Origin of the sequence: Serratia sp. C2(1), assembly GCF_036352655.1 — a bacterium.
Taxonomy (GTDB): Bacteria; Pseudomonadota; Gammaproteobacteria; order Enterobacterales; family Enterobacteriaceae; genus Serratia; species Serratia inhibens.
The window spans coordinates 2,213,264-2,234,002 of record NZ_JAZFBA010000001.1 but is presented as its reverse complement, the minus strand read 5'-3'; the positions used below and the strand labels follow the sequence as shown (position 1 = coordinate 2,234,002).

Here is a 20,739-nt window from a genome sequence, read left to right as displayed (position 1 = left end):
GTGGGGTTTTGACCCGCAGAGAACCGCTTTATCGGGTGGTGTAGATGACTAAAATTCAAAAATCAGCGCCGTTTCGCAAAGTTAATCGGGAGTTAGTATTAATCTCTGTTCATTCTTGGCCGAAAAACAAGTAATATCTCAGGCTATAACAGAGGCTGACTGCGTTACTCCCTTTTTTTGGAGATTTTTCCTTGATTAGCGTTCTTCTTGTTGATGACCACGAACTGGTGCGCGCAGGGATACGACGCATTCTTGAAGATATCAAAGGTATAAAAGTTGTCGGGGAGGCCCAGTGCGGTGAAGATGCCGTGAAATGGTGCCGTGGCAATGCTGTAGATATCGTTCTTATGGATATGAATATGCCGGGCATTGGCGGGCTGGAAGCTACGCGCAAAATTGTACGTTACGCGCCCGACGTTAAAGTCATCATGTTGACTATTCATACTGAAAATCCGTTGCCTGCCAAGGTGATGCAGGCAGGTGCTGCAGGCTATCTGAGCAAGGGGGCCGCGCCGCAGGATGTGGTTAACGCCATACGGTCGGTGCAGGCAGGCCAGCGTTACATCGCGTCGGATATTGCCCAGCAGATGGCTTTGAGCCAACTGGAGCCACAGACGGAAACCCCGTTCAGCTGTCTGTCTGAACGTGAACTGCAGATAATGCTGATGATCACCAAAGGCAAAAAGGTTAATGAGATCTCGGAGCAACTGAATCTCAGCCCTAAAACGGTGAACAGTTACCGTTATCGTATGTTCAGCAAACTGAATATCAGTGGTGATGTCGAACTGACACACCTGGCTATCCGACACGGATTGTTCAATGCGGAGACGTTGTTAAGCAGTGAGTGACCGTTTTGATGCCAAAGCATTTTTAAGCACCGTTACCAGCCAGCCCGGCGTCTATCGCATGTATGACGCTACTGGTACGGTTATCTACGTCGGTAAAGCCAAAGACCTGAAAAAACGCCTCGCCAGTTACTTCCGTCTGCAGGTAGGAAGCCGAAAAACCGAGACGTTGGTTAAAAATATCGCACAAATAGATGTTACTGTTACGCATACCGAGACAGAAGCGCTATTACTGGAGCATAACTACATAAAGTTATACCAGCCGCGATATAATGTTCTTTTGCGTGACGATAAATCCTATCCACTGATCTTTCTTAGTGCGGACAGTCATCCGCGGCTGGCCGTTCATCGTGGCGCCAAACATGCCAAGGGTGAATACTTCGGCCCGTTTCCCAACTCTTACGCCGTGCGTGAGACACTGGCGTTGCTGCAGAAGCTATTCCCGATACGTCAGTGCGAGAACAGTGTGTATCGCAACCGCTCGCGCCCTTGTTTGCAGTATCAGATCGGCCGGTGTCTGGGGCCTTGCGTCGCCGGGTTGGTGAGTGAGGAAGAATATCAACAGCAGGTGGACTATGTGCGCCTGTTCCTGTCCGGCAAAGATCAGCAAGTGCTGCATCAGTTGATCGAGCGGATGGAAAACGCCAGTAAGGCATTGAACTTCGAAGATGCGGCGCGTATCCGCGATCAAATCCAGGCGGTGCGGCGCGTGACGGAGCGCCAGTTCGTTTCGGGCAATAGCGACGATCTGGATGTGATAGGCGTGGCGTTTGAAGCCGGCATGGCCTGCTTGCACGTGTTGTTTATCCGTCAGGGTAAAGTGTTGGGCAGCCGCAGCTATTTCCCGAAGGTACCGGGCGGTACCGAGATGAGCGAAGTGGTACAGACGTTTGTCGGACAGTTTTATTTACAGGGAAGCCAGTCACGCACCCTGCCGGCGGAAATTCTGCTGGACTTCAATCTGCCGGAAAAAGACCTGTTGGCGGAATCGCTCTCCGAGTTGGCTGGCCGCAAGATCCAGATCCAAAGCAAACCGCGTGGCGATCGTGCGCGCTACCTAAAATTGGCGCGCACCAACGCTGCGACCGCTCTGACAACCAAGCTCTCGCAACAGTCGACGATTCATCAGCGGTTGGCGGAATTGGCGAAGACCCTGAATCTCTCCGAGATTAATCGCATGGAGTGTTTTGACATCAGTCACACCATGGGGGAACAGACCGTCGCTTCCTGCGTGGTGTTCGATGGCAACGGGCCGCTGCGTTCGGAATATCGGCGTTATAATATCGCCGGCATTACGCCAGGAGATGACTATGCCGCCATGGCGCAAGTGCTGAAACGACGCTATGGTAAAGCTCTGGAAGAGAAAAAAATCCCGGATGTTATCTTTATCGACGGTGGCAAGGGGCAGCTTGGCATGGCGATAGAGGTGTTCAACTCACTGAACGTTCCCTGGGATAAAAACAAACCTTTGCTGATTGGTATTGCCAAAGGTGCCGATCGCAAAGCCGGCCTGGAAACGCTGTTCTTTGTTCCTGAGGGGGAGGGGATTTCCCTGCCTTCGGATTCGCCGGCACTGCATGTGATCCAGCATATCCGTGATGATTCGCATAACCATGCGATCACCGGGCACCGGCAGAGAAGGGCAAAAGTCAGAAATACCAGCGCGTTGGAGCTCATCGACGGCGTTGGGCCAAAACGACGACAGGTATTGTTGAAGTATATGGGCGGACTTCAACCATTATTGAACGCCAGCGTTGAGGAAATTGCAAAAGTGCCGGGTATTTCACAAGCATTGGCAGAAAAGATCTACAATGCATTGAAACACTGAGGGCAATGTAGCAACATACTCTTAATTCCCACTCCAGCCAGATAGTTACCGTAGCATATGCAATTGAATATACCGACTTGGCTTACTCTGTTTCGCGTAGTTCTGATCCCATTCTTTGTTCTGGCATTTTACCTGCCGTTCGCCTGGGCTCCGATGGTTTGCGCCATCATCTTTGTATTTGCTGCCATAACCGACTGGTTTGATGGGTTCTTGGCCCGTCGCTGGAAGCAAACCACCCGTTTCGGGGCTTTCCTCGACCCGGTAGCGGACAAAGTGATGGTAGCGGTGGCGCTGGTGTTGGTCGCGGAGCACTACCACACCTGGTGGATTACGCTGCCTGCGGCGACCATGATTGCGCGCGAAATCATCATCTCGTCGCTGCGTGAGTGGATGGCGGAGATAGGTAAACGCAGCAGCGTGGCGGTGTCGTGGATTGGCAAAGTCAAAACCATGGCGCAGATGATGTCGCTGGTGGGGCTGCTGTGGCGCCCGGAACGTACGGTTGAATATGTGTCCTTCGGCCTGCTGTACATCGCGGCCGTGCTGACTTTCTGGTCAATGTTCCAATATTTGAACGCTGCCCGGAAAGATTTGCTTGAACCCTGATCAAAGCGCTGCAAAAATCGTCAAACAAACGCGATGAGACAACAATTTTATTGACTCATTACGTCAGGTAAGTAGAATGCATCGCATCAGACGGCAGCGGTGAATCGCCGAAAGATAGCAAAAAAATCAGTAAGTTCTGATTGATGCGGGAATAGCTCAGTTGGTAGAGCACGACCTTGCCAAGGTCGGGGTCGCGAGTTCGAGTCTCGTTTCCCGCTCCAAATTAAACAAAGCTGGTGTTTCACGAGCTTTGGCCTGAAGAAGGCAGCAGAATTAAGGCGCGTTAACAAAGCGGTTATGTAGCGGATTGCAAATCCGTCTAGTCCGGTTCGACTCCGGAACGCGCCTCCAATTTTCCCGAGCCCGGGTGGTGAAATCGGTAGACACAAGGGATTTAAAATCCCTCGGCTTATGGCTGTGCGGGTTCAAGTCCCGCCCCGGGTACCAGGGAAAATAATTCCAGAATAATCAAAGCAATATGCAGTAATGTCGTGACCGCCGGAAGGCGGTTTTTTTGTGCCCAAAATCACTTTTCAGAACATCTTCAGAAGATAAAAACTGAAAGCAGCATAAATATTCATCCTTTCTGATTACCCACTACCGGTACTATTTTCACTTTGCGGTCATAAATCGCTGTCTGACTGGCATTTTTATGGCCGAGTGCCCGCGCACGCACTATGGCTGACTTGGTGGATGGTTCGTCAAGTATGGCAGCAGTGGAAACACGCCTGGAGCGCGTCCCGGATGCGTTTGGCAAGCTAACGCTGATGGAGCATTTTGACGACATGAACAAATCGGTGAATGGCGTGATCACGTCAGACAGCATCATGTCTGGATCGGTAACTGCGAAAAAACTGACGAAGCTTGGTATCAACCCCAATATAGCGGGGCGTATCCGCAGCGAGTTTCAGAAATACGGTGAAGTTATTGACGGTTGGCATGTTGGCAACTTTGAAAAATGGGATGACCAACACGTCGCCGGTGCGTTCCAATCGGTGGTTTTGAAAGACGTCAATAACACCGTTATTACGTCTGGCATTGGTGATAAGCCGTTATGGGCCAGCACCCCGCAGGGCAAAACCGTATTCCAGTTAAGTCCCTTGCAACGGCATCCTACAATCGTGGGATATTGGGCTGGCTTCAGAAAGGCACCGCACAGTTTTATTACTGTACAGCTTTCCAGATTGGGCTTGGGGCAGTCACATACGCATTAAAGCAAGCGGCGAATGGAAAAGAAGTCGATATGTCCCCTCAAAAAATGGTGCTGGAGGGATTGGACAGATCAGGTATTCTTGGGCAACAACATAGCAGAGAAAGCCTCCGGTGGGGGGGCTGGGCGCTTTGTGTGGTACCAGAAAGCAATCACGATACGCCAGTCGGGGGTTTATAGGTTCGGCACTGGGGCCAATGTTTGGCCTGCTTGATACGCTGACTGACGTCACTTCCAGGGTGCTGAATGGCGACGCGGGTGATTTAGTATTGCATAATGCTCGTACGTTATTGCCCGGCAATAGCCTGTTCTGGATAGCACCGTTGATTAATCAGGTTGATCCAAGGATGCGCTAATAATTTTTATGGAATTTTTTACAATAAAGCTGTAATGTTTTAACTATCTTTAGGATTGTTGTGGTTGATATTTATAAAAATGAAACACATCAAAGAACTAGACGGCCTCAGGGGTATGATGGCGTTATGGGTGGTGGCCGGGCATGCTTATGAGGCCATACCTTCAATGACAAAATTAGTACCAATCACTTTAATGAATGATTTTGCAGTTGATGTTTTTATAGTTCTCAGCGGCTTTGTTATTTTTAACTATTTGAACAAGAATGGCAGTTCGTATAAAACGTATCTTACCCAAAGGGCGATGAGATTATTTCCTATTTATCTTGTTGTGCTTGCTATGTCTATATCAAGCATTTATTTCTACAGGGAGATATTAACAATAGCACCTTTCTCCCCTTCAACAGAGCATCGAATTTATCAAGTTGATACTTATCTTAGCAACCAGATTGCTCATGTCCTCCCTCACCTATTCTTGCTTCAGGGGATTATTCCAGAGAGAATACTTCCACTCGCTGGTACAACAATAGTTGGTCAGGCTTGGAGTGCGTCGGTGGAGTGGCAATTCTATTTGATTGCTCCTGTGCTATTTGTTTTTTTTGGTAAGCTTTTCACATCCCCAACAACCAGATCGTTTTTGTTGGCTGGTTCTTTTGTCTTGGCGATGATACTTCTAAGTAAAGTGCTGCATAACAAGGCATTTGCTGGTGGTAGCATGGCTGCGTTCTTGATCGGGTTTATTTCATTCTTCTTTTATCGTGATATTTTCCCAAGCATTACCATTGCTAAATTGAAAGTGACGGCATTCTTGGTTGTTGTTACCACTTTACTTTTGATGAAAAAGGAGTCAATTGGATTCCTTATTTGGTTTTCAACTTTCTTCGCAGTATTGATAAGCATGAAAAGTGAAAGAAAGAATTTGATTACACGAACCCTCGACAATGGAATTATGAAAATAGTTGGAAAGGTTTCTTACTCTGTTTATATGGTTCATATGCTTGTTATTTACTTCGCCCTTTACGCTTTTGTCGAAATGGAAGTGACAGTAGGCATTAATTATTTAATGCTTGTCCCTCTGTCAATTCTTGTTTCTTTATTGATTTCTATATTCACATTTAAATTTATTGAATTGCCAATGATGAATTTGGGGAAGAAAATTACACAAGCGGCGGTATAGGCGACAATAAATAGTCAGGAAACTGACTAGCCACCTACTACATCATGGCCCTATGTCAACCATAGGGCTTTTTTATGCACAGCGATTACAGAACCCACTTAACCGCACTGAGTGATAAGTTAGCCGACGGCGTGCTCGAGGAAGTTGATCCGGATACTTGGCCGGGCTCAGACAAGCCACTCGACAAACACACCAAGCAGGAGCGCGGCGTCGCTACTGGTGCAAGAAGAACGCAGCGGCATCGCTTACGCTGCTGGTGAAGGTGCATTCGCTGATTGGCATGCACACGCGCGGCGGTACGCCAAAAGAGGGTGACGAGCCAGACGACTAGGCGTTTCGCCTTGGGCAACAGGTATCCGCCGCTGACCGCGCGGCACAAGAGGTTATCGAACGCCTGCAGCAGCGGAAAAAATGATTTCGTTCGTCGCTTTTTCATCATGTGGGTGGAGCAGGTGGGGCGGGATGTTCCGGACTGCCATTATCGCGCTTGCCACTGGCTGGAGCTCCGTGGGGAGCTTGTGGTGCTCCGCTGTTTCCGTGGTTTCGGGCAATCCACCCTTCTGGCGGTGTATAACGCCTGGTGATATTACCAGAATCGCCAGTATCGAATTTTTCCCCATCCGAGGCCGAAGGCACCGCATGCAAGACCAGTCGCGACACGCAGAACGTACTCCGGGATCACCCGCTGACAAAAGACATGCTGCCTGATGGCCAGGGTACCGTAGAGCAGTGGTGGGTTAACGGCTCTCTGGATATGCGAAACGGCAGCATATACGCGAAAGATATCCTCTCTAATGTCACATCGGCCCGCGCCGACGAGTGCCAAAGCGATGACGTCGAAGCCCCGCGAAATATCCAAACGCCGGAGGCACGTGAAAAGCTGCGTTACCGTCTCGGCGAACAAAGCCACATCCTTGTGCCGGTCGGCCGGAAACTTTTCATCGGTACCCCGCATATCCACGACAGCCTTTACGACGAGGTTGAAGCTATGGGCGCCGACAGTCTCACCATCAAGCCATTTGAGAAAGAATTCCGCATTGAGGAGAAGAAGGCCACAGTGAGCAGCTACTCGCTGCCGTTTCAGCCAGAATACGTTTTTGTTGGCATCCACATCGGGGCGCGTCTGCTCGTTGAGCGCATCGATTATCAGCTGACGGCCTACGGGATTGCTTTTGCTGAGCCGCCGGGAACGATGGTTGACTGTTAGGCAGAATGCGCCTGGGCTGAACGATTCACGCCAGCAGAAATGGAGAAGCGCCGGCAGGAAACACGCACGATCAACGAATGGGATATCGACACGCAGATACGTGCATTACGGGCAGAAAGGCATCAGTTGATTGGATACGAACGTGAATTATTGGCGACTACTGAGGCGTGTAAATAATAGAATTATGTAAATAGTGATTCGTCACATGGTGACGGAAGCTTAATATAACTACATGAATTTTAAATGTACGATTAATGACCCATGCTCTTGTTTTTCACGTAAACCCTTGTTTTAAATATGAAAGAAATGAATTTAACCCCCCAATTTCTGGCTTTACGGATTCAAGTCCCGCTCCGGGTACCAGGAAAAATAATTCCAGAATAATCAAAGCAATAAGCGGTAATGTCGTGACCGCCGGAAGGCGGTTTTTCTGTGCCTGAAATTCCTCTTCATCATGTTCCTCGCTGTTGACTCAAGGTTTTTGTGGCCAGAACTCGCCTACTTGCCGTATAGATCGCTGTCAAGATTCGAAACGTCTTACGGCATAGACACTGTTTCTCCCTTATTTTCAAAGGCAGCGCTTTAGCTATCACTGATAGTCGCTCCCAATTGTCTAATTTTATGGACATTCCGGACGGCCGTAGGATTAATCTTCGGCTAGAAATGTCGGGGAAGGCCTCATTTTCTCATAAAATCTGGCAGTTTTTTAAGACGGTTAACGATAAGTGATATATAACCAGAGAGTAAAAAAAGAGAAGGGGCGTTGGATGAGAGGGGGATTATTTTTATTGGTGATTGTAATGCTGTCTGGGTGCTCAGGGTCTTTGGGATCCCTATTGGGTGTGATTCCGCAAAGCTCCGATATTTGCCCTCAAGGAAAAGATGCGATAACGGGTGAGTGCCGCTAGCGATAATTCTTCGAAAGAATGAGTGTTGCCCTGGTTCAACATCTTTCTCCGTCAGCGGCCCAGAGTGTTTTAGTCAGGTCGAATATCGGTCTGACTAACAACACCGTCAATATGTGGGCATCCACCAAGTAACGCAATTGAGACGATATCCGACTATTTAACGTTGTTCCGATAGTCGGATATCGTTTCCCCTCATCACTCGCTCTTCGCACCCCTCACCGAGTTTCAGGCATAGGTACCTTATTCGTGGTGCAGCACCGGGGCTAAAACTGCCCGAACGGTGACGGCGCACAGGTCTTATTTCCGCACACATTCTTGCTAACGACCGTTAACCCCAATGACTTCGATAGCGGCTCTGTGCAGCTTTTGGCAATAGTCCTCGGGCTGTCTTTCGATCTCTTTGATCAGATGGGCGAGAATGCTTTGTTTGGTGATGGTTTTGTTGGATAAGAGCACCTGGACAACGCTCTTGCCGACAAGGTTGTATATTTGTTCACGGTACAACTCGACGTCTTTATCGTCGAGACCGTAAAGAGAGTAGTCAATCATAGTATTTTTACCGCTGGTGAAATTTAAAGCGCTGCCCGAAACGGGCTGAGAAGCCATTAAAAAATAAAATACTGCCAATTCCACTTAGGTGCATGCCTTCGCGGTAGATTAACGATAGCGTAATAAGAATATTCCTATCAATAGGCAGCGGCAATCCAGATGGCTAATTAGGAATAACCTCATGTAACGGCTTCGGAAATCTGAACTGGCTTAAATGAATCAATGGGCAGGCATTGGGGGCTGATTCACATCAGGCTGTGCGCCAAAACTCTTGAGTGGCGGTTTCAGAGGCGGCAAACACGATGAGTGCGAATCACTTACCCGCCCCCCGAACTGCAAACTGGTTTGATGAATACCCCCCCTTTGCACACGGTTTGTTACAGTATAACAGCGTTAAAACTCCTCGCGATGGCAACATCGGCTCGAATTATCTGTCAGATTACCATTCAATAGCAGGATGAGCGCGTAGCCCTCAACCACAACCTGTGTCAGTAAGCAGTTATGAACTCACTTTGGCGAGAATGGTATTAATAATGCAGAAGTTCCGACGTTGGACCCAGTTGCAGGTCTCTTTCTTTATCGCGTTTTATCTCGGTGTATTGCTCAATATCCCCATATTTTATCGCCGTTATCAGCAACTCAATTACGACAATGTACTGTCGATCGGCATTGAGGTCGTCGCGGCCTTTAGTCTGGTGTGCTTTATCACTCTGCTGATCTCGTTTTTGGGGCGTCGGCTGTTCCGCGTTCTGGCATCATTGCTGGTGTTGAGTTCGGTTGCCGCCAGCTATTATATGGTGTTGTTCCACGTCGATATCGGCTACGGCATCCTGGCGGCGGTGATGACTACCGATGTTGATTTGTCCAAAGAATCGGTCGGCTGGCATTTTGGCGTGTGGATGGTGGTGGTGAGCCTGCTGCCGTTGCTGTTCATCTGGCTGGCGCCGATGCACGAGGCCACACTGAAACGCAGCAACTGGCCGGTACTATTTAAAAAAGGCGGCATCATGCTGGCCGCCGGGCTGTGCTGCTGGTTGCCACTTCAACTGATGGGGCAGGTGCAGGATCGCCACGATCGGGAAAATAACCAACTGATGGCCAGCTACGGCGGTGTGGTCGCCGGCAGCTATTCGCCGTCCAACTGGCTTTCTGCGTTGGGGCTGCTGACCTACAGCTCTTACAGTCAGGCGGAAGATAGCCGTAATCTGTTCGATCCGGCCGCGCATTTTACCTATCAGCCGCCGAAAGACGTGAACGATCTCTATGTGGTGTTTGTGATTGGTGAAAGCGCCAGACGTGATCACATGGGGGTTTACGGCTACCAACGCGACAACACGCCCTATCTTGATAAAGAAACCAACCTAGCGGTGCTGCAAGGCTATTCCTGCGACACCTCGACCAAGCTATCTCTGCGTTGCATGTTCGTGCGCGAAGGCGGTGCTGCTGAAGAGCCGCAGCGGACGCTGAAAGAAATGAACGTGTTTTCGGTGCTGAAAAAACAGGGCTTTTCTTCGGAGCTGTTTTCGATGCAAAGCGAAGCCTGGTTCTATAACAAAACTCAGGCGGATGATTATGCGCTGAGAGAAAGCATTCAGGCGGAAAAACGTAATGTCGGTAAGCCGGTAGATGATATGGCGCTGATTGACGAGCTGCAGGATTCGTTGGGCCGTCATCCGCAGGGTAAGCATTTGGTCATCCTGCATACCAAGGGCTCGCACTATATGTACACCGAACGATATCCTCGCGCTTTCGCCCGCTACAAACCAGAGTGCCAGGGCATTGATGATGCTTGCTCCACGGAAGAGATGATCAACTCGTACGACAACAGCCTGCTGTACACCGATTATTTCCTCGAGCAGGTGTTCAATCAACTGCGTAACCGCAATGCCATTGTGTTTTACGCCTCGGATCATGGGGAGTCGATCTCGGAAAATATGCATTTCCACGGCACCCCGCGCGATCATGCGCCGAAGGAACAGCGTACCGTTCCCATCATGGTCTGGGCATCCGACAAATTTCTCAGCCAGCCCGATCACCGAGCGGCGTTTAATCAGTTGAAGGTGCTGCAGCAGGCCAAAACGCCGGTATTCCATGAGAAGCTGTTCGACAGCGTATTGGGTTGCATCGGCTATACCTCGCCGGACGGCGGTATCGTGAAGCCGCACAACTGGTGTCAGGTGAACTGATCCCGGAAGTCACAATAACCGCCGCAAGGCGGTTTTTTTATCTAAAAAAATCGCGTGGCGATGTCTGTTAACGCGGGTTTGGCTCGATCATGCACCGCATGATGGCGGCTTATCCCCCAGCCGCTTTTTATCCCGTAGCCAGAAGGGTATTCAGGTCTCTTTTCCAGCTTTCGATTGCCGGAGTAAGTGGCATAAAAAAATCCGTAACCTTCACTGAGATTACGGATTTTTACTGGTCTATGGGAGTGCTCACCGATCATGTAGTGCTTAACCGAGCGGCATCAACCCCGAGGACGATGGAGTTTTAGTCCAGTTTTGGATGCTGGTCGATCAGCGTCTGCTTTTTCTTCTCCAGCTCGGCAATCTGCTCGTTGATATCCTCAACCTTCTGTTCGATGTTGTCGTAGGTTTCCTGCAGCAGCTCTCTGGCTTCCGTACGATCCGAGGCGGCCGGGGTAGCACCTCGCAACGGTTTGTTGGCGGTTTCCTTCATATACAGGCCGGTGATCAGGCCAATCACCGCGACCACCATCAGATAGTACGCCGGCATATACAGGTTACCCGTCGATTCGACCAACCAGGCGGCCACCGTCGGCGTAGCGCCGGCGACCAGAACCGAGATGTTGAACGAAATCGCCAGCGCACTGTAACGAATATGCGTCGGGAACATCGCCGGCAGCGTAGAGGCCATCACGCCGGTGAAGGAGTTCAGCAACACGGCCAACACCAGCAGGCCGACAAAGATCAGGCCAATCACGTTGCTGTTGATCAGGATAAAGCAGGGTATCGACAGCAACAGCAGCCCGATGCTGCCGCCAATGATAAACGGCTTGCGGCCAATGCGGTCGCTGGCCAGGCCGATCACCGGCTGTACAAACAGCATGCCGATCATGATGGCGATGATGATCAGTACGCCGTGATCCTCCGAGTAGTGCAGGTTATGCGACAGGTAGCTCGGCATGTAGGTCAGCAGCATGTAGTAGGTTACGTTGGTGGAAATCACGATACCGACGCATACCAGCAGGCTTCGCCAATGTTTGGCCGCAATCTCTTTAAACGAGGTCCTCGGCGGGTTTCCGATGGCATCGCGGTCTTCTTTCTCCATTTTCTCTACGTGCTGCTGGAACGCCGGGGTTTCTTCCAGCGCATGACGCAGATACAGGCCGATCAGGCCCAGTGGTGCAGCGATAAAGAACGGAATACGCCAACCCCAGTCGAGGAAGTTGCTTTCCCCGACGATGCTGGAAATCAGCACCACTACGCCTGCGCCGAGCACGAATCCGGCAATGGAGCCGAAATCAAGCCAACTGCCCATAAAGCCGCGTTTTCTGTCAGGCGAGTATTCAGCGACGAAGATCGCCGCGCCCGAGTATTCGCCACCCACCGAGAAGCCCTGCGCCAGTTTGGCCAGCAGCAACAGCACCGGTGCCCAGATGCCGATCGAGGCATATGAAGGGATCAGGCCGATACAGAAGGTACTCACCGCCATGATGATAATGGTGATGGAAAGGACTTTCTGGCGGCCGAATTTATCACCCATCGCGCCAAAGAACAGACCGCCTAACGGACGTACCAGGAAGGGAACGGAGAACGTTGCCAATGCGGCAATCATCTGCACGCCGGGAGTGGCGCCAGGGAAAAACACTTGCCCAAGGGCGTAGGCTACGAAGCCGTAGACACCGAAGTCGAACCATTCCATCGCGTTGCCTAATGCCGCCGCGGTGATCGCTTTCTTCAGCTTGCTGTCGTCGATGATGGTGATGTCATTAATATGCATCGGCTTATGTCGTTTTTTTCTTAACTTCATATAATCATCCCTTAATCAATTTTAGTCGTACGTGAATTCGCAATCCTTGTTCACTTTCTTCTGCCCAGTTATCAGTGTGGCTAATCTGATCTCCATTTAAAGAGATCCCATGCTGCCATTTTTGTGTGATGCGAATCACGTAATGTGCCCGCTTTTAGCGAGAATATGTCATTTAGGTGACTAATTATTTTGCATCTATAGCTTAACGTTATATCTACTGACGATCAAATTTAGCAGTTTATCTTATGCATTTTCGCCAAAATAGCGCCAAAACAGGTTGATATTTGCGCATATTGATGTTTTTTTGTCAGTGGGCAGGATGGCTAAAGTATAGGAGGAACCGGAAAGGATACGGGTAAAATTAATGCGTTTTGTTGCTGTGGATCAAGGCCTGGCATAGGTGCCAGGCCATTGAGTTATTGGGATGAACCGCCAAATTCCAGGTAGATTTGCGCCAGATTCTGGTACTGTTCAAAGCGGTTTTCATCCAGCGCCAGCTCCGCCAGCCGGCGGCGATTCTGCGCATCCAGCCAGAAGGTGATAGATACGGCGCCCTGGCGATAGCGGATTTCGTTTAACCGTTCAGATTTGCGTGCCAGCGCCAACGCCGTCTGCAAACGTTGTTCCTGTGCCATCAACTGGGCACGTAACGATAAAGCATTGTCTACGTCGGCCATGGCTTTATACAGCGCCTGTTTGAATTCCAACACCCGCAACTCGTAATCGTTACGGGCGATTTTGATGTCAACGTTCATCTGCCGCCACTCGAGGAAAGGCAGCGACAAACCCGCGCTCACCGATGCCATCGGATTACGCAGAAACTCCAGCAGTGCGCTGCTGCTGGTGCCCAATGAACCGGTCAGGCTGAAGGCTGGATAATACTGGGCGCGCTTCACGTCAACGTTGGCTAACGCCTCGCGCAGCCTCAGCTCTTTGGCGTTGATATCCGGGCGATGTCGCAGCACATTGACCGGAATACCGGCATTGATCTGCGGCAGCCGGCCCATCGGCAAGCTTGCGGGGGCAACCGCGGCATTACCTGGTGGTGCGCCCAGCAGCAGCGTCTGTTCGTTCAACGCCCGCTGACGTTCGCGCAGCAGCGCCAAATGGCTGCTCTCCTGACTAACCAGATTCTGTTCGGCATCCACCACATCCAGCGATGAGACGCTGCCTGCGTGGTATCGGGCTTTACTCAACCGCAGAGTCTCTTGGGCGTAGGCGATGCTCTGCTGGCTGATGCCGATTCGCTGATTGATAAAGCCCAACCGCCAATAATTCTTGCTGGCACTGGCGAGCAACACCAAGCGTACGCTTTGCAGATCTTGCTGCGTGGCTTGTCGGCTCCATTCGGCAGCGTCACGCTGACGCGCCAGTTTACCCCACAGGTCGACTTCATAGTGGGTGCCTAAACTGGCGCCACTGCTTTTGTTCCAGGGGGAGGAGTGAGAAAGTGAGGTGCCGGCGGCGCCATTAAGCGTTGCCGACACGCCCGGAGCGGTGGCGATATCGGCCCGCTGAGCCTCTAACTGGGCCTGGTAAACGCGTAGCGCGGCGGCGGCCAAATCATTATTGCCGGCCATGACCCGCTGTAACCAGCTGTCAAGCTGAGGATCCTGGAAGTCTCGCCAGTCAAAGGGAACCGGGCCTGCGGCATCGGCGCTTTCCTGCCAGTGCTCCGGGTAGTTCACCTGTGGCGTTTGATAATCGCTTTTCAATGCGTTGCCGCAGCCTGTGCTGAGCAGGGCTGCGAGGCATAAGGCTATTGGTGTCAAAATTTTCATGAGTTACTCGCTGGCCAGTGAATTGACCGGATCCATCCGCGCCGCTTTGCGGGCTGGGAGATAACCGAAGATCATGCCGATCAGGGTGGAGCAGCAAAAGGCCACAAAGGCGGCCTGCCAGGAATAGATGGCGGTGAGCATGCCGCCCGCCAGCGCGGTAAACAGTGAGCCGGCGGCGAACGACAACGCAATGCCCAATGCGCCGCCAATCAGGCAGACCAGAACGGCTTCGATCATAAATTGTTGCATGATGTCGCTGCGCCTGGCGCCTACCGCCATGCGTACGCCAATCTCATGCGTTCGCTCGGTGACCGAAACCAGCATGATGTTCATCACGCCGAGGCTGCCGATGATCAGGGAGATCGAAGCCACCATCAGGATCAACAGACTCAGGGTCATCGACGCGTGCTCGATCGATTTGCGAAACTTGTCGCGGTTGAACAGCATAAAGTCTTTAACGCCATGGCGTTGGATCAGCAATTGGCTGATGGCGCCGACGGCGGCTTCGTTATCGACGTTGTCTTTCAATCGCACGCCGATGCTGCTTAGCGTCGTCTTGCCCACCATGCGGTACATCACCGTGGTATAGGGCATCCACACGCTGATGCGGTTCGGTGCGGAATCCTGGTTGCTTTTGACTACGCCGACTACCCGGGCCGGTACCGCGCCGAGAAACACGATTTGGCCCAGCGGTTCTATACCGAAATCACCGAACAGCGAGTTGCGAGCATTTTCGTCAATAATCACTTCCAGCAGCGCATTACGATCGTTACGGAAGGTGGTGCCCTGCAATAAAGTGAGGCCGTTAACCCGGAAATAGTCGCGCCCGACGCCGGTGATTGAGGCTGTCGCCGATTTGCTGCGAAAACGAATGGAATCCGAGGTGCCGACTTCAGGGCTGACACTGTCAACAAAGCTCTGGCTGGCCAGCGCATCAGCGTCTGCCGGTACCAGCGTGCGTATGCTGTCGATGGCGTCATCGAAGAAATCGCGGCCGGGATAAATGCTGACGACATTGGTGCCAAGATCTCTGATGCTGGCCAGCGTGCGCTGTTTGGCTCCCTGGCCCAGGGCGACCACCGTCACCACCGCTGCGATGCCGAAAATGATGCCGGTCATGGTCAATGCGGTGCGCAAACGGTGGGCATTCATCGATTTCAACGCCATTTGCAGCGATTCGCGGGTGCGATCGAGCAAACTTTGCCAGTAGCCTTGTCTTGCGCGGATGGTTTTTGAGGGGGCCTGCGGCGGGGCGGGGGATTTGCAGCCGCTGTCTGCGATAACCTCACCGTCCTGCAGTTCAATAATGCGCTGTGCATGTTGGGCCACCTTCATATCGTGGGTGACGATCACCACGGTATGACCGCGTTGGTTCAATTCGCTCAGGATCCCCAACACTTCTTGGCCGGATTTGGAGTCCAGTGCGCCGGTCGGTTCATCCGCCAGAATAATTTCGCCGCCGTTGATCAAGGAACGGGCGATGCTGACGCGCTGTTGCTGGCCGCCGGAGAGCTGGCCGGGCTTATGGTTCTCACGGCCTTCCAGGCCAAGTCGCGCCAGCAATTGTGCCGCTCGCAGGCGGCGTTGATCGCGCCTGCTGTTGGCGTAAATCGCCGGGATCTCGACATTGCCCAGCGCGCTGATATCCGGCATCAGATGATAGCGTTGGAAAATAAAACCGATGTGTTCGCGGCGCAGCCTGGCCAGTTCGTCCGGCGAAAGATGTGCGGCGTTCTGACCGCCGATGTAGTAATCGCCCCGATCCGGCACGTCCAGGCAGCCCATGATATTCATCAGCGTTGATTTGCCGGAGCCGGAGGCACCTATAATGGCGACCAGTTCCCCGGCGGCGATCGTCAGGTCGATGTCCTTGAGCACCGTCAGCGGTTGGGTACTGTTGGTATAGGTACGGCTTATGCCTTTCAGTTCAATGATATTTTTCATAGTTAGATGCCATCCTCGCCAGGATTGGCGATTTCTTGCATCAGCACGACGGTTTCACCGGCTTTCAGACCCGAAAGGATCTGTATATCGACGTTGTTGGTAATACCGGTCTTTACCTCGCGCATTTCCAACCGTCCATTACTGGTCAGCACTTGCACTTGCTGTTTTTTATCTTCGGTTTTACGCACGGCCTGAATGGGTACCAGCAGCGTGTTTTTCGCTTCGTCCAACAGCAGTGAAACCTGCGCGGTCATGGCGATGCGCAGCCGGTTATCCGGGTTGGGCACGTCCAGCAGCGCGTTGTAATACACCGAAGCATTGGAGGTGCCGGAGCCGGAGGCAGAACTGCCGCCGGAGAGCGAGTCGTTTTTCATCACCGATTCCGGCGCCAGTTCTACGGTGCGCAGAGTGGCTTCGTAACGCTTTTCCGGCTCGGAGAAAATAGTGAAATAGGCTTTTTGCCCCTCGGAAACGCGGGTAATGTCTGCCTCGGAGATCTGCGCTTTGATGGTCATCAGCTCCAGCCGAGCCAGTTTGACTATGGTGGGCGTGCTCTGGTTGGCGTTGACCGTCTGGCCTTGCTGGGTAATTACCGCAATCACGATGCCATCCATCGGTGCCAGAATACGGGTATAACTCAGATCGACCTTTTTCTTATCCACTTCAATCTGTGCCTGCTCGATACGCGCATTCAGGGCAATCAGTTCGGCACGGGTGGTGGTAAGCGTCGTTTCCGCGGTCTCAAACTCTTCGAGTGAACTGGCTTCATCATTCAGCATGCGCTTTTGGCGTTTAAAGTGGGATTCTGCCTTCTTAATCAGCGCTTGTTTGGCTTGCAAATCTGCCTTGGCGACGTTCAGCGCCGCTTCGGCGTTGCGCAGATCGTTGCGCCGTGGCAGATCATCGATGTCGGCAATCAGCTGGCCTTGGGTGACGCGGTCGCCCAGTTTGACCTTCAGGGATTTGACCTGGCCCGAAACCTGCGCGCCGACGTCGACTCGTTCAACCGCGTCCATTTTACCGGTTGCCAGTACGACGTTTTCTATGTCGCCCAGACGAACCGGCGCGGTGATATAATGTGTCTGCGGGGGACGTTGCAGATAACTCGCCAAAGCGATGAGCAACACGGCAAGCAAAGCGCCGGCCGCGACAAACGCCAAGCGGCGTGAAGTGAGTTTCATGATGGTTTGCCTTTGTTTTCCCTAACAGCGGTAAAGCCGTGATCCCAAGAGGTGCCATGATGGCATCCTCAGCTTTAACTTGCGATAAACGCGTGACGTGTTTTCGCCGCAGTGTCGATAATAAATATTATTCTCATAAACATCATCAAAGAAAATTTATCATGGATGCAATTTGAGCATGCAAGCGTTTTGCTGTATAAAAAACCAGTTGTGTTGATTAACAAAGATCGCGATTCGCCACTATGATGCCAAACCGACTCGAGCCGGAGCTCGACATTTATCAGTACCCGGAGCATCTGCGCACCAGCCTTGAGTTGTTGCCCAGGTCACCGGGCGTGTACCTGTTTCATGGCCTGAGCGACAGCATGCCGCTGTACATCGGCAAAAGCGTTAATATCCGCAGCAGGGTGATGGCGCATTTTCGCACGCAGGATGAGGCTCGGCTGTTGCGGCAAACCCAGCGCATCAGTTTTCATGAAACGGCCGGTGAAGTGGGGGCTTTACTGCTGGAAGCGCAGTTGATCAAACAGCAACAGCCGCTGTTCAACAAACGCCTGCGCCGTTCGAAGCAGCTCTGTTCATTGCATCTGGATCGCGGCCGAGTGGGCATTGTACATGCCAAAGACATTGATTTTGCCGCCACACCTAATCTGCATGGGCTTTTTGCCAACCGGACTGCCGCGCTGGAAAAGTTACGGGCCATCGCTGATGAGCAGCGCCTGTGCTACGGCAAGTTGGGTATCGATAAACTGTCCGCCGGGCGGGCCTGTTTCCGGTATAGCCTGCGAAAATGCGCGGGTGCCTGCTGCGGTGTCGAATCGGATCTGCAACATGCGCAACGGTTGGCGGCGGCGCTGCAACAGATGCGGATCACCACATGGCCTTATGCCGGGCGAGTGGCTCTGGAGGAGCAGGGGGCGTCTTTGCGCCAGTATCATGTGATTCATAACTGGTTCTATTTGGGGAGCGTCGGCGCGTTGCAACAGGCCGATTCGCTACAGCGAACCGCGAGCCATTTTGACAGCGATGGCTACAAGATCCTGTGCAAGCCATTGATGAGCGGGCATTATCCGATCATTGAACTGGGTCGCTGAGCGGGTCAGATTTATCTGCAAAATCAAGCGATCGCTTGATCCCATAGCATTGATATGGATAATGACGCCCCGAAGCGAAGGAATGCGCTATTAACTCAGTTGGCAGAGTGATTGGTTTTTTAATGGCTTGTATTGGCTACAAAATTGATAGACGCGGGTTCGAGTCCTGCATAGCGCGCCAGCTTCCTCCTTTAAGTTCGGTTATCGTAAAGCGCACCCGGGTTGATTTGCACTATCGGCTCCTCGTTGGGTTTTTCGGGTGTGCTTTACCGTAACCGGTTCTCCCGTCTGTATTGTTATCGATCTTTGCTAGACTGTAATCAGGCAGGTTCGCTGCCCGGCAACAGGAGGTCGATATGTCCGAGTCCGATCAACTGCAGGAATTATTGCAGCGTGTAGCAGCACTCGAAGCCAGAGAGACGTCGCTGACAGCTGCCTCCAACGCCTATCAGGCGATAATCACCACCTTGCTTGGCAACCTGGATAAACAGGAACGCGACAAGATTATTGCGATGATCGACCAGGCGCATGAGATCGCCTACGCTCGCGCTATTCAGCGTTGTAATGAACCTCAGAAGCAAAAAATCAAACAGGCTGACGATATTGCTCAGCGCATGTTCATGTTCGCACAAGGTAAAAACTCCCTGCAGCGTTAGCCGTCGCAGGTATAACAGTTGACGATTTTAAATTGTAGAACTGATCTATCTGGGAAAACTGTACTTGTGATAGTTTGAGGAAAGAATATTGATAGCGCAATGCTCCCAAGCATAAGGTTGTAAGTATGGACGCGATTAAAAGCATCTTGGTAAAAGAAATCGAGCGGATCAACCGGCAGGAAGGGCGCGACGGCAAACTGCGTTTTAACAGCGAATTTGCCCGCGATCACCTTTATCTGTGCCTTGCCATGTTCGCCGGCTATTTCGCCGTGGTCGCCGTGATGTACCAAGTCTCTTATATGGGTTTTTTCTCATTTGTGGCTTTCACGGTCTTCGTTTTGTTCATGTTTGCAATGTTGCTGATTGAAATCAAACCGGTGTATCGTTTTGAGGATATCGGCGTGTTGGATCTGCGCGTATGTTATAACGGCGAATGGTATTTCACCCGAGCCCTGTCGCCGCAATCGGTGAAGGCGCTGCTGGATGAGCCGTCGATAGGCGCGACGCTGAAAACGCGCATGCAGGAAATCATCGCCAATAAAGGCGAGATCGATTTCTATGATGTTTACGATCTGGCGTATTCAAAGAAGCCGCAGGGCGAACAGCCGCAGGTGGCGGTGCTTAACTGAAGGGTTTCCGCTTGTGCGGTTGTCGATTATACTCACTCTTCGAAGCCAGTTAAGCGTGAGGAGTTTGCAATGAGTGATGATATTTTCGATTTTGATATCGATGCCGAATTAGCGAAAGCGGAAGAAAAAGCGGCGCAGAAAGCGAAAGAAGTGCCTGAGATCCTTGAGGATGAAGCGGACTGCGAAGGGTGCAAAATCTGATCGCCATTGCTAACGAAAAAAACCGCTGCGGCGGTTTTTTTGTGCCTGGAATGGGGATGGCAGGCAAAAAAAAGCCCGTTTCAGGCGGGCCAACACTTAAGTAGTATGAGGGTATAATTTTTATTTCCATGTCCGTTCAGCATACGCCTTGTGACAAGAAAGAGATGTCGAAGCATTGTAACAAAATAGTTGTTGTTGTGTTTCCGCGTTACCTGCGTCAGCCAAACGACTAATCCAGCACAAACCACCAAACCAACAAACCCGCCACGACAACCAGGCAAAGCGCAGATACGGTAACCAGTATTTTTCCCAGAATATCTTTTTCTTGATGCTGCTGTGTCACGTTAACGTTATCCAATTAAGAAGCTATGGACCAAATCGGCGATGCCCAGATCCAGCGCGATGACCACCAGCGCCAGCAGCACCATGACAGATAAAAATCGAGTTTTGCTGTTCAAATCAATACCCATCACCGCTGTGCGGTGTTCCCAGAGTAAAGGTTAAAACGACGAGGCCGAAAGCCCCGATTTTGATAATTTCAGAGTTTAAGAACCTTCCCGGGCCTATAAGTTCCGTC

The 20,739-nt window shown here is 51.5% G+C and carries 16 protein-coding genes, 4 tRNA genes and 2 pseudogenes; 15 read left to right on the top strand and 7 right to left on the bottom strand.

What is annotated here, in order from left to right; translation table 11 throughout:
* Positions 1 to 191 precede the first annotated feature (191 nt).
* From uvrY to V2S86_RS10480, 6 genes are all read left to right on the top strand, one after another.
* Positions 192 to 848 (top strand): UvrY/SirA/GacA family response regulator transcription factor, encoded by a 657-nt coding sequence (gene uvrY / locus V2S86_RS10505; protein WP_004942941.1) that lies wholly within the window; start codon positions 192 to 194, stop codon positions 846 to 848.
* The gene (uvrC, locus tag V2S86_RS10500) at positions 841 to 2,673 is read left to right on the top strand and encodes an excinuclease ABC subunit UvrC (protein ID WP_330762356.1); all 1,833 of its coding nucleotides are present in this window, start codon (positions 841 to 843) and stop codon (positions 2,671 to 2,673) included. The genes uvrY and uvrC overlap by 8 nt, the downstream gene beginning before the upstream one ends.
* Positions 2,674 to 2,730: 57 nt before the next feature.
* Entirely contained in the window at positions 2,731 to 3,279 is a 549-nt protein-coding gene (pgsA, locus tag V2S86_RS10495; RefSeq protein ID WP_330762355.1) for a CDP-diacylglycerol--glycerol-3-phosphate 3-phosphatidyltransferase, read from the top strand.
* A gap of 145 nt (positions 3,280 to 3,424) precedes the next feature.
* A tRNA-Gly gene (locus V2S86_RS10490) sits at positions 3,425 to 3,500 on the top strand.
* A gap of 56 nt (positions 3,501 to 3,556) precedes the next feature.
* Positions 3,557 to 3,630, top strand: a tRNA-Cys gene (locus tag V2S86_RS10485).
* 10 nt (positions 3,631 to 3,640) lie between these two features.
* A tRNA-Leu gene (locus V2S86_RS10480) sits at positions 3,641 to 3,726 on the top strand.
* 130 nt (positions 3,727 to 3,856) lie between these two features.
* On the opposite strand, the pseudogene V2S86_RS10475 reads toward V2S86_RS10480, so the two are convergent.
* A pseudogene (locus V2S86_RS10475) lies at positions 3,857 to 3,937 on the bottom strand (integrase); the annotation flags it as partial.
* Between the two features lie 7 nt (positions 3,938 to 3,944).
* Here V2S86_RS10475 and V2S86_RS10470 point away from each other — a divergent pair.
* The 3 genes and pseudogenes from V2S86_RS10470 to V2S86_RS10460 all read left to right on the top strand — a co-directional run.
* Positions 3,945 to 4,845: pseudogene (locus V2S86_RS10470) on the top strand (hypothetical protein); the annotation flags it as partial.
* Positions 4,846 to 4,924: 79 nt separating this feature from the next.
* Positions 4,925 to 6,019: an acyltransferase family protein gene (locus V2S86_RS10465; RefSeq protein ID WP_330762354.1), complete on the top strand. Its 1,095-nt coding sequence runs from the start codon at positions 4,925 to 4,927 to the stop codon at positions 6,017 to 6,019.
* A 580-nt stretch (positions 6,020 to 6,599) separates the two neighbouring features.
* Complete coding sequence (locus tag V2S86_RS10460; protein WP_442996143.1) at positions 6,600 to 7,226, top strand: hypothetical protein; 627 nt, start codon at positions 6,600 to 6,602, stop codon at positions 7,224 to 7,226.
* 1,226 nt (positions 7,227 to 8,452) lie between these two features.
* On the opposite strand, the gene V2S86_RS10455 is transcribed toward V2S86_RS10460, so the two are convergent.
* Positions 8,453 to 8,767, bottom strand: a complete 315-nt coding sequence (locus V2S86_RS10455; RefSeq protein ID WP_330762353.1) for a hypothetical protein — start codon at positions 8,765 to 8,767, stop codon at positions 8,453 to 8,455.
* A gap of 449 nt (positions 8,768 to 9,216) precedes the next feature.
* On the opposite strand from V2S86_RS10455, the gene eptB reads away from it, so the two are divergent.
* Positions 9,217 to 10,869 (top strand): kdo(2)-lipid A phosphoethanolamine 7''-transferase, encoded by a 1,653-nt coding sequence (gene eptB, locus V2S86_RS10450; protein WP_330762352.1) that lies wholly within the window; start codon positions 9,217 to 9,219, stop codon positions 10,867 to 10,869.
* A 304-nt stretch (positions 10,870 to 11,173) separates the two neighbouring features.
* Here the strand turns inward: eptB and proP are convergent, their stop codons facing one another.
* The 4 genes from proP to V2S86_RS10430 form a co-directional block, all read right to left on the bottom strand.
* Positions 11,174 to 12,676: a glycine betaine/L-proline transporter ProP gene (gene proP / locus V2S86_RS10445; RefSeq protein ID WP_006322580.1), complete on the bottom strand. Its 1,503-nt coding sequence runs from the start codon at positions 12,674 to 12,676 to the stop codon at positions 11,174 to 11,176.
* Positions 12,677 to 13,092: 416 nt separating this feature from the next.
* The gene (locus V2S86_RS10440) at positions 13,093 to 14,457 is read right to left on the bottom strand and encodes an efflux transporter outer membrane subunit (protein WP_330762351.1); all 1,365 of its coding nucleotides are present in this window, start codon (positions 14,455 to 14,457) and stop codon (positions 13,093 to 13,095) included.
* 3 nt (positions 14,458 to 14,460) lie between these two features.
* On the bottom strand, positions 14,461 to 16,401 hold the full coding sequence (locus V2S86_RS10435) for a MacB family efflux pump subunit (RefSeq protein WP_330762350.1): 1,941 nt from the start codon (positions 16,399 to 16,401) through the stop codon (positions 14,461 to 14,463).
* Between the two features lie 2 nt (positions 16,402 to 16,403).
* Entirely contained in the window at positions 16,404 to 17,582 is a 1,179-nt protein-coding gene (locus V2S86_RS10430) for an efflux RND transporter periplasmic adaptor subunit (RefSeq protein WP_330762349.1), read from the bottom strand.
* 242 nt (positions 17,583 to 17,824) lie between these two features.
* Between V2S86_RS10430 and cho the strand changes: the two genes are divergently transcribed.
* The 5 genes from cho (at position 17,825) to V2S86_RS10405 (ending at position 20,162) form a co-directional block, all read left to right on the top strand.
* The gene (gene cho, locus V2S86_RS10425; RefSeq protein ID WP_330762348.1) at positions 17,825 to 18,676 is read left to right on the top strand and encodes an excinuclease Cho; all 852 of its coding nucleotides are present in this window, start codon (positions 17,825 to 17,827) and stop codon (positions 18,674 to 18,676) included.
* Positions 18,677 to 18,760: 84 nt separating this feature from the next.
* Positions 18,761 to 18,857 (top strand) — tRNA-OTHER (locus V2S86_RS10420).
* Positions 18,858 to 19,032: 175 nt separating this feature from the next.
* The gene (locus V2S86_RS10415; protein ID WP_212559335.1) at positions 19,033 to 19,332 is read left to right on the top strand and encodes a hypothetical protein; all 300 of its coding nucleotides are present in this window, start codon (positions 19,033 to 19,035) and stop codon (positions 19,330 to 19,332) included.
* Positions 19,333 to 19,457: 125 nt separating this feature from the next.
* Complete coding sequence (locus V2S86_RS10410) at positions 19,458 to 19,961, top strand: YlaC family protein (RefSeq protein ID WP_330762347.1); 504 nt, start codon at positions 19,458 to 19,460, stop codon at positions 19,959 to 19,961.
* A gap of 69 nt (positions 19,962 to 20,030) precedes the next feature.
* The gene (locus V2S86_RS10405) at positions 20,031 to 20,162 is read left to right on the top strand and encodes a hypothetical protein (protein ID WP_004942970.1); all 132 of its coding nucleotides are present in this window, start codon (positions 20,031 to 20,033) and stop codon (positions 20,160 to 20,162) included.
* Positions 20,163 to 20,512: 350 nt separating this feature from the next.
* On the opposite strand, the gene V2S86_RS10400 is transcribed toward V2S86_RS10405, so the two are convergent.
* On the bottom strand, positions 20,513 to 20,635 hold the full coding sequence (locus tag V2S86_RS10400; protein WP_330763213.1) for a hypothetical protein: 123 nt from the start codon (positions 20,633 to 20,635) through the stop codon (positions 20,513 to 20,515).
* Positions 20,636 to 20,739 lie beyond the last annotated feature (104 nt).

Excerpts from the sequence above, each read along its gene's own strand:
- V2S86_RS10435 (WP_330762350.1), bottom strand. The coding sequence starts at position 16,401 with ATGAAAAATATCATTGAACTGAAAGGCATAAGCCGTACCTATACCAAC.
- V2S86_RS10430 (WP_330762349.1), bottom strand. The coding sequence starts at position 17,582 with ATGAAACTCACTTCACGCCGCTTGGCGTTTGTCGCGGCCGGCGCTTTG.
- V2S86_RS10415 (WP_212559335.1), top strand. The coding sequence starts at position 19,033 with ATGTCCGAGTCCGATCAACTGCAGGAATTATTGCAGCGTGTAGCAGCA.
- V2S86_RS10440 (WP_330762351.1), bottom strand. The coding sequence starts at position 14,457 with ATGAAAATTTTGACACCAATAGCCTTATGCCTCGCAGCCCTGCTCAGC.
- pgsA (WP_330762355.1), top strand. The coding sequence starts at position 2,731 with ATGCAATTGAATATACCGACTTGGCTTACTCTGTTTCGCGTAGTTCTG.
- eptB (WP_330762352.1), top strand. The coding sequence starts at position 9,217 with ATGCAGAAGTTCCGACGTTGGACCCAGTTGCAGGTCTCTTTCTTTATC.
- V2S86_RS10410 (WP_330762347.1), top strand. The coding sequence starts at position 19,458 with ATGGACGCGATTAAAAGCATCTTGGTAAAAGAAATCGAGCGGATCAAC.
- cho (WP_330762348.1), top strand. The coding sequence starts at position 17,825 with ATGATGCCAAACCGACTCGAGCCGGAGCTCGACATTTATCAGTACCCG.
- proP (WP_006322580.1), bottom strand. The coding sequence starts at position 12,676 with ATGAAGTTAAGAAAAAAACGACATAAGCCGATGCATATTAATGACATC.
- V2S86_RS10405 (WP_004942970.1), top strand. The coding sequence starts at position 20,031 with ATGAGTGATGATATTTTCGATTTTGATATCGATGCCGAATTAGCGAAA.
- V2S86_RS10465 (WP_330762354.1), top strand. The coding sequence starts at position 4,925 with ATGAAACACATCAAAGAACTAGACGGCCTCAGGGGTATGATGGCGTTA.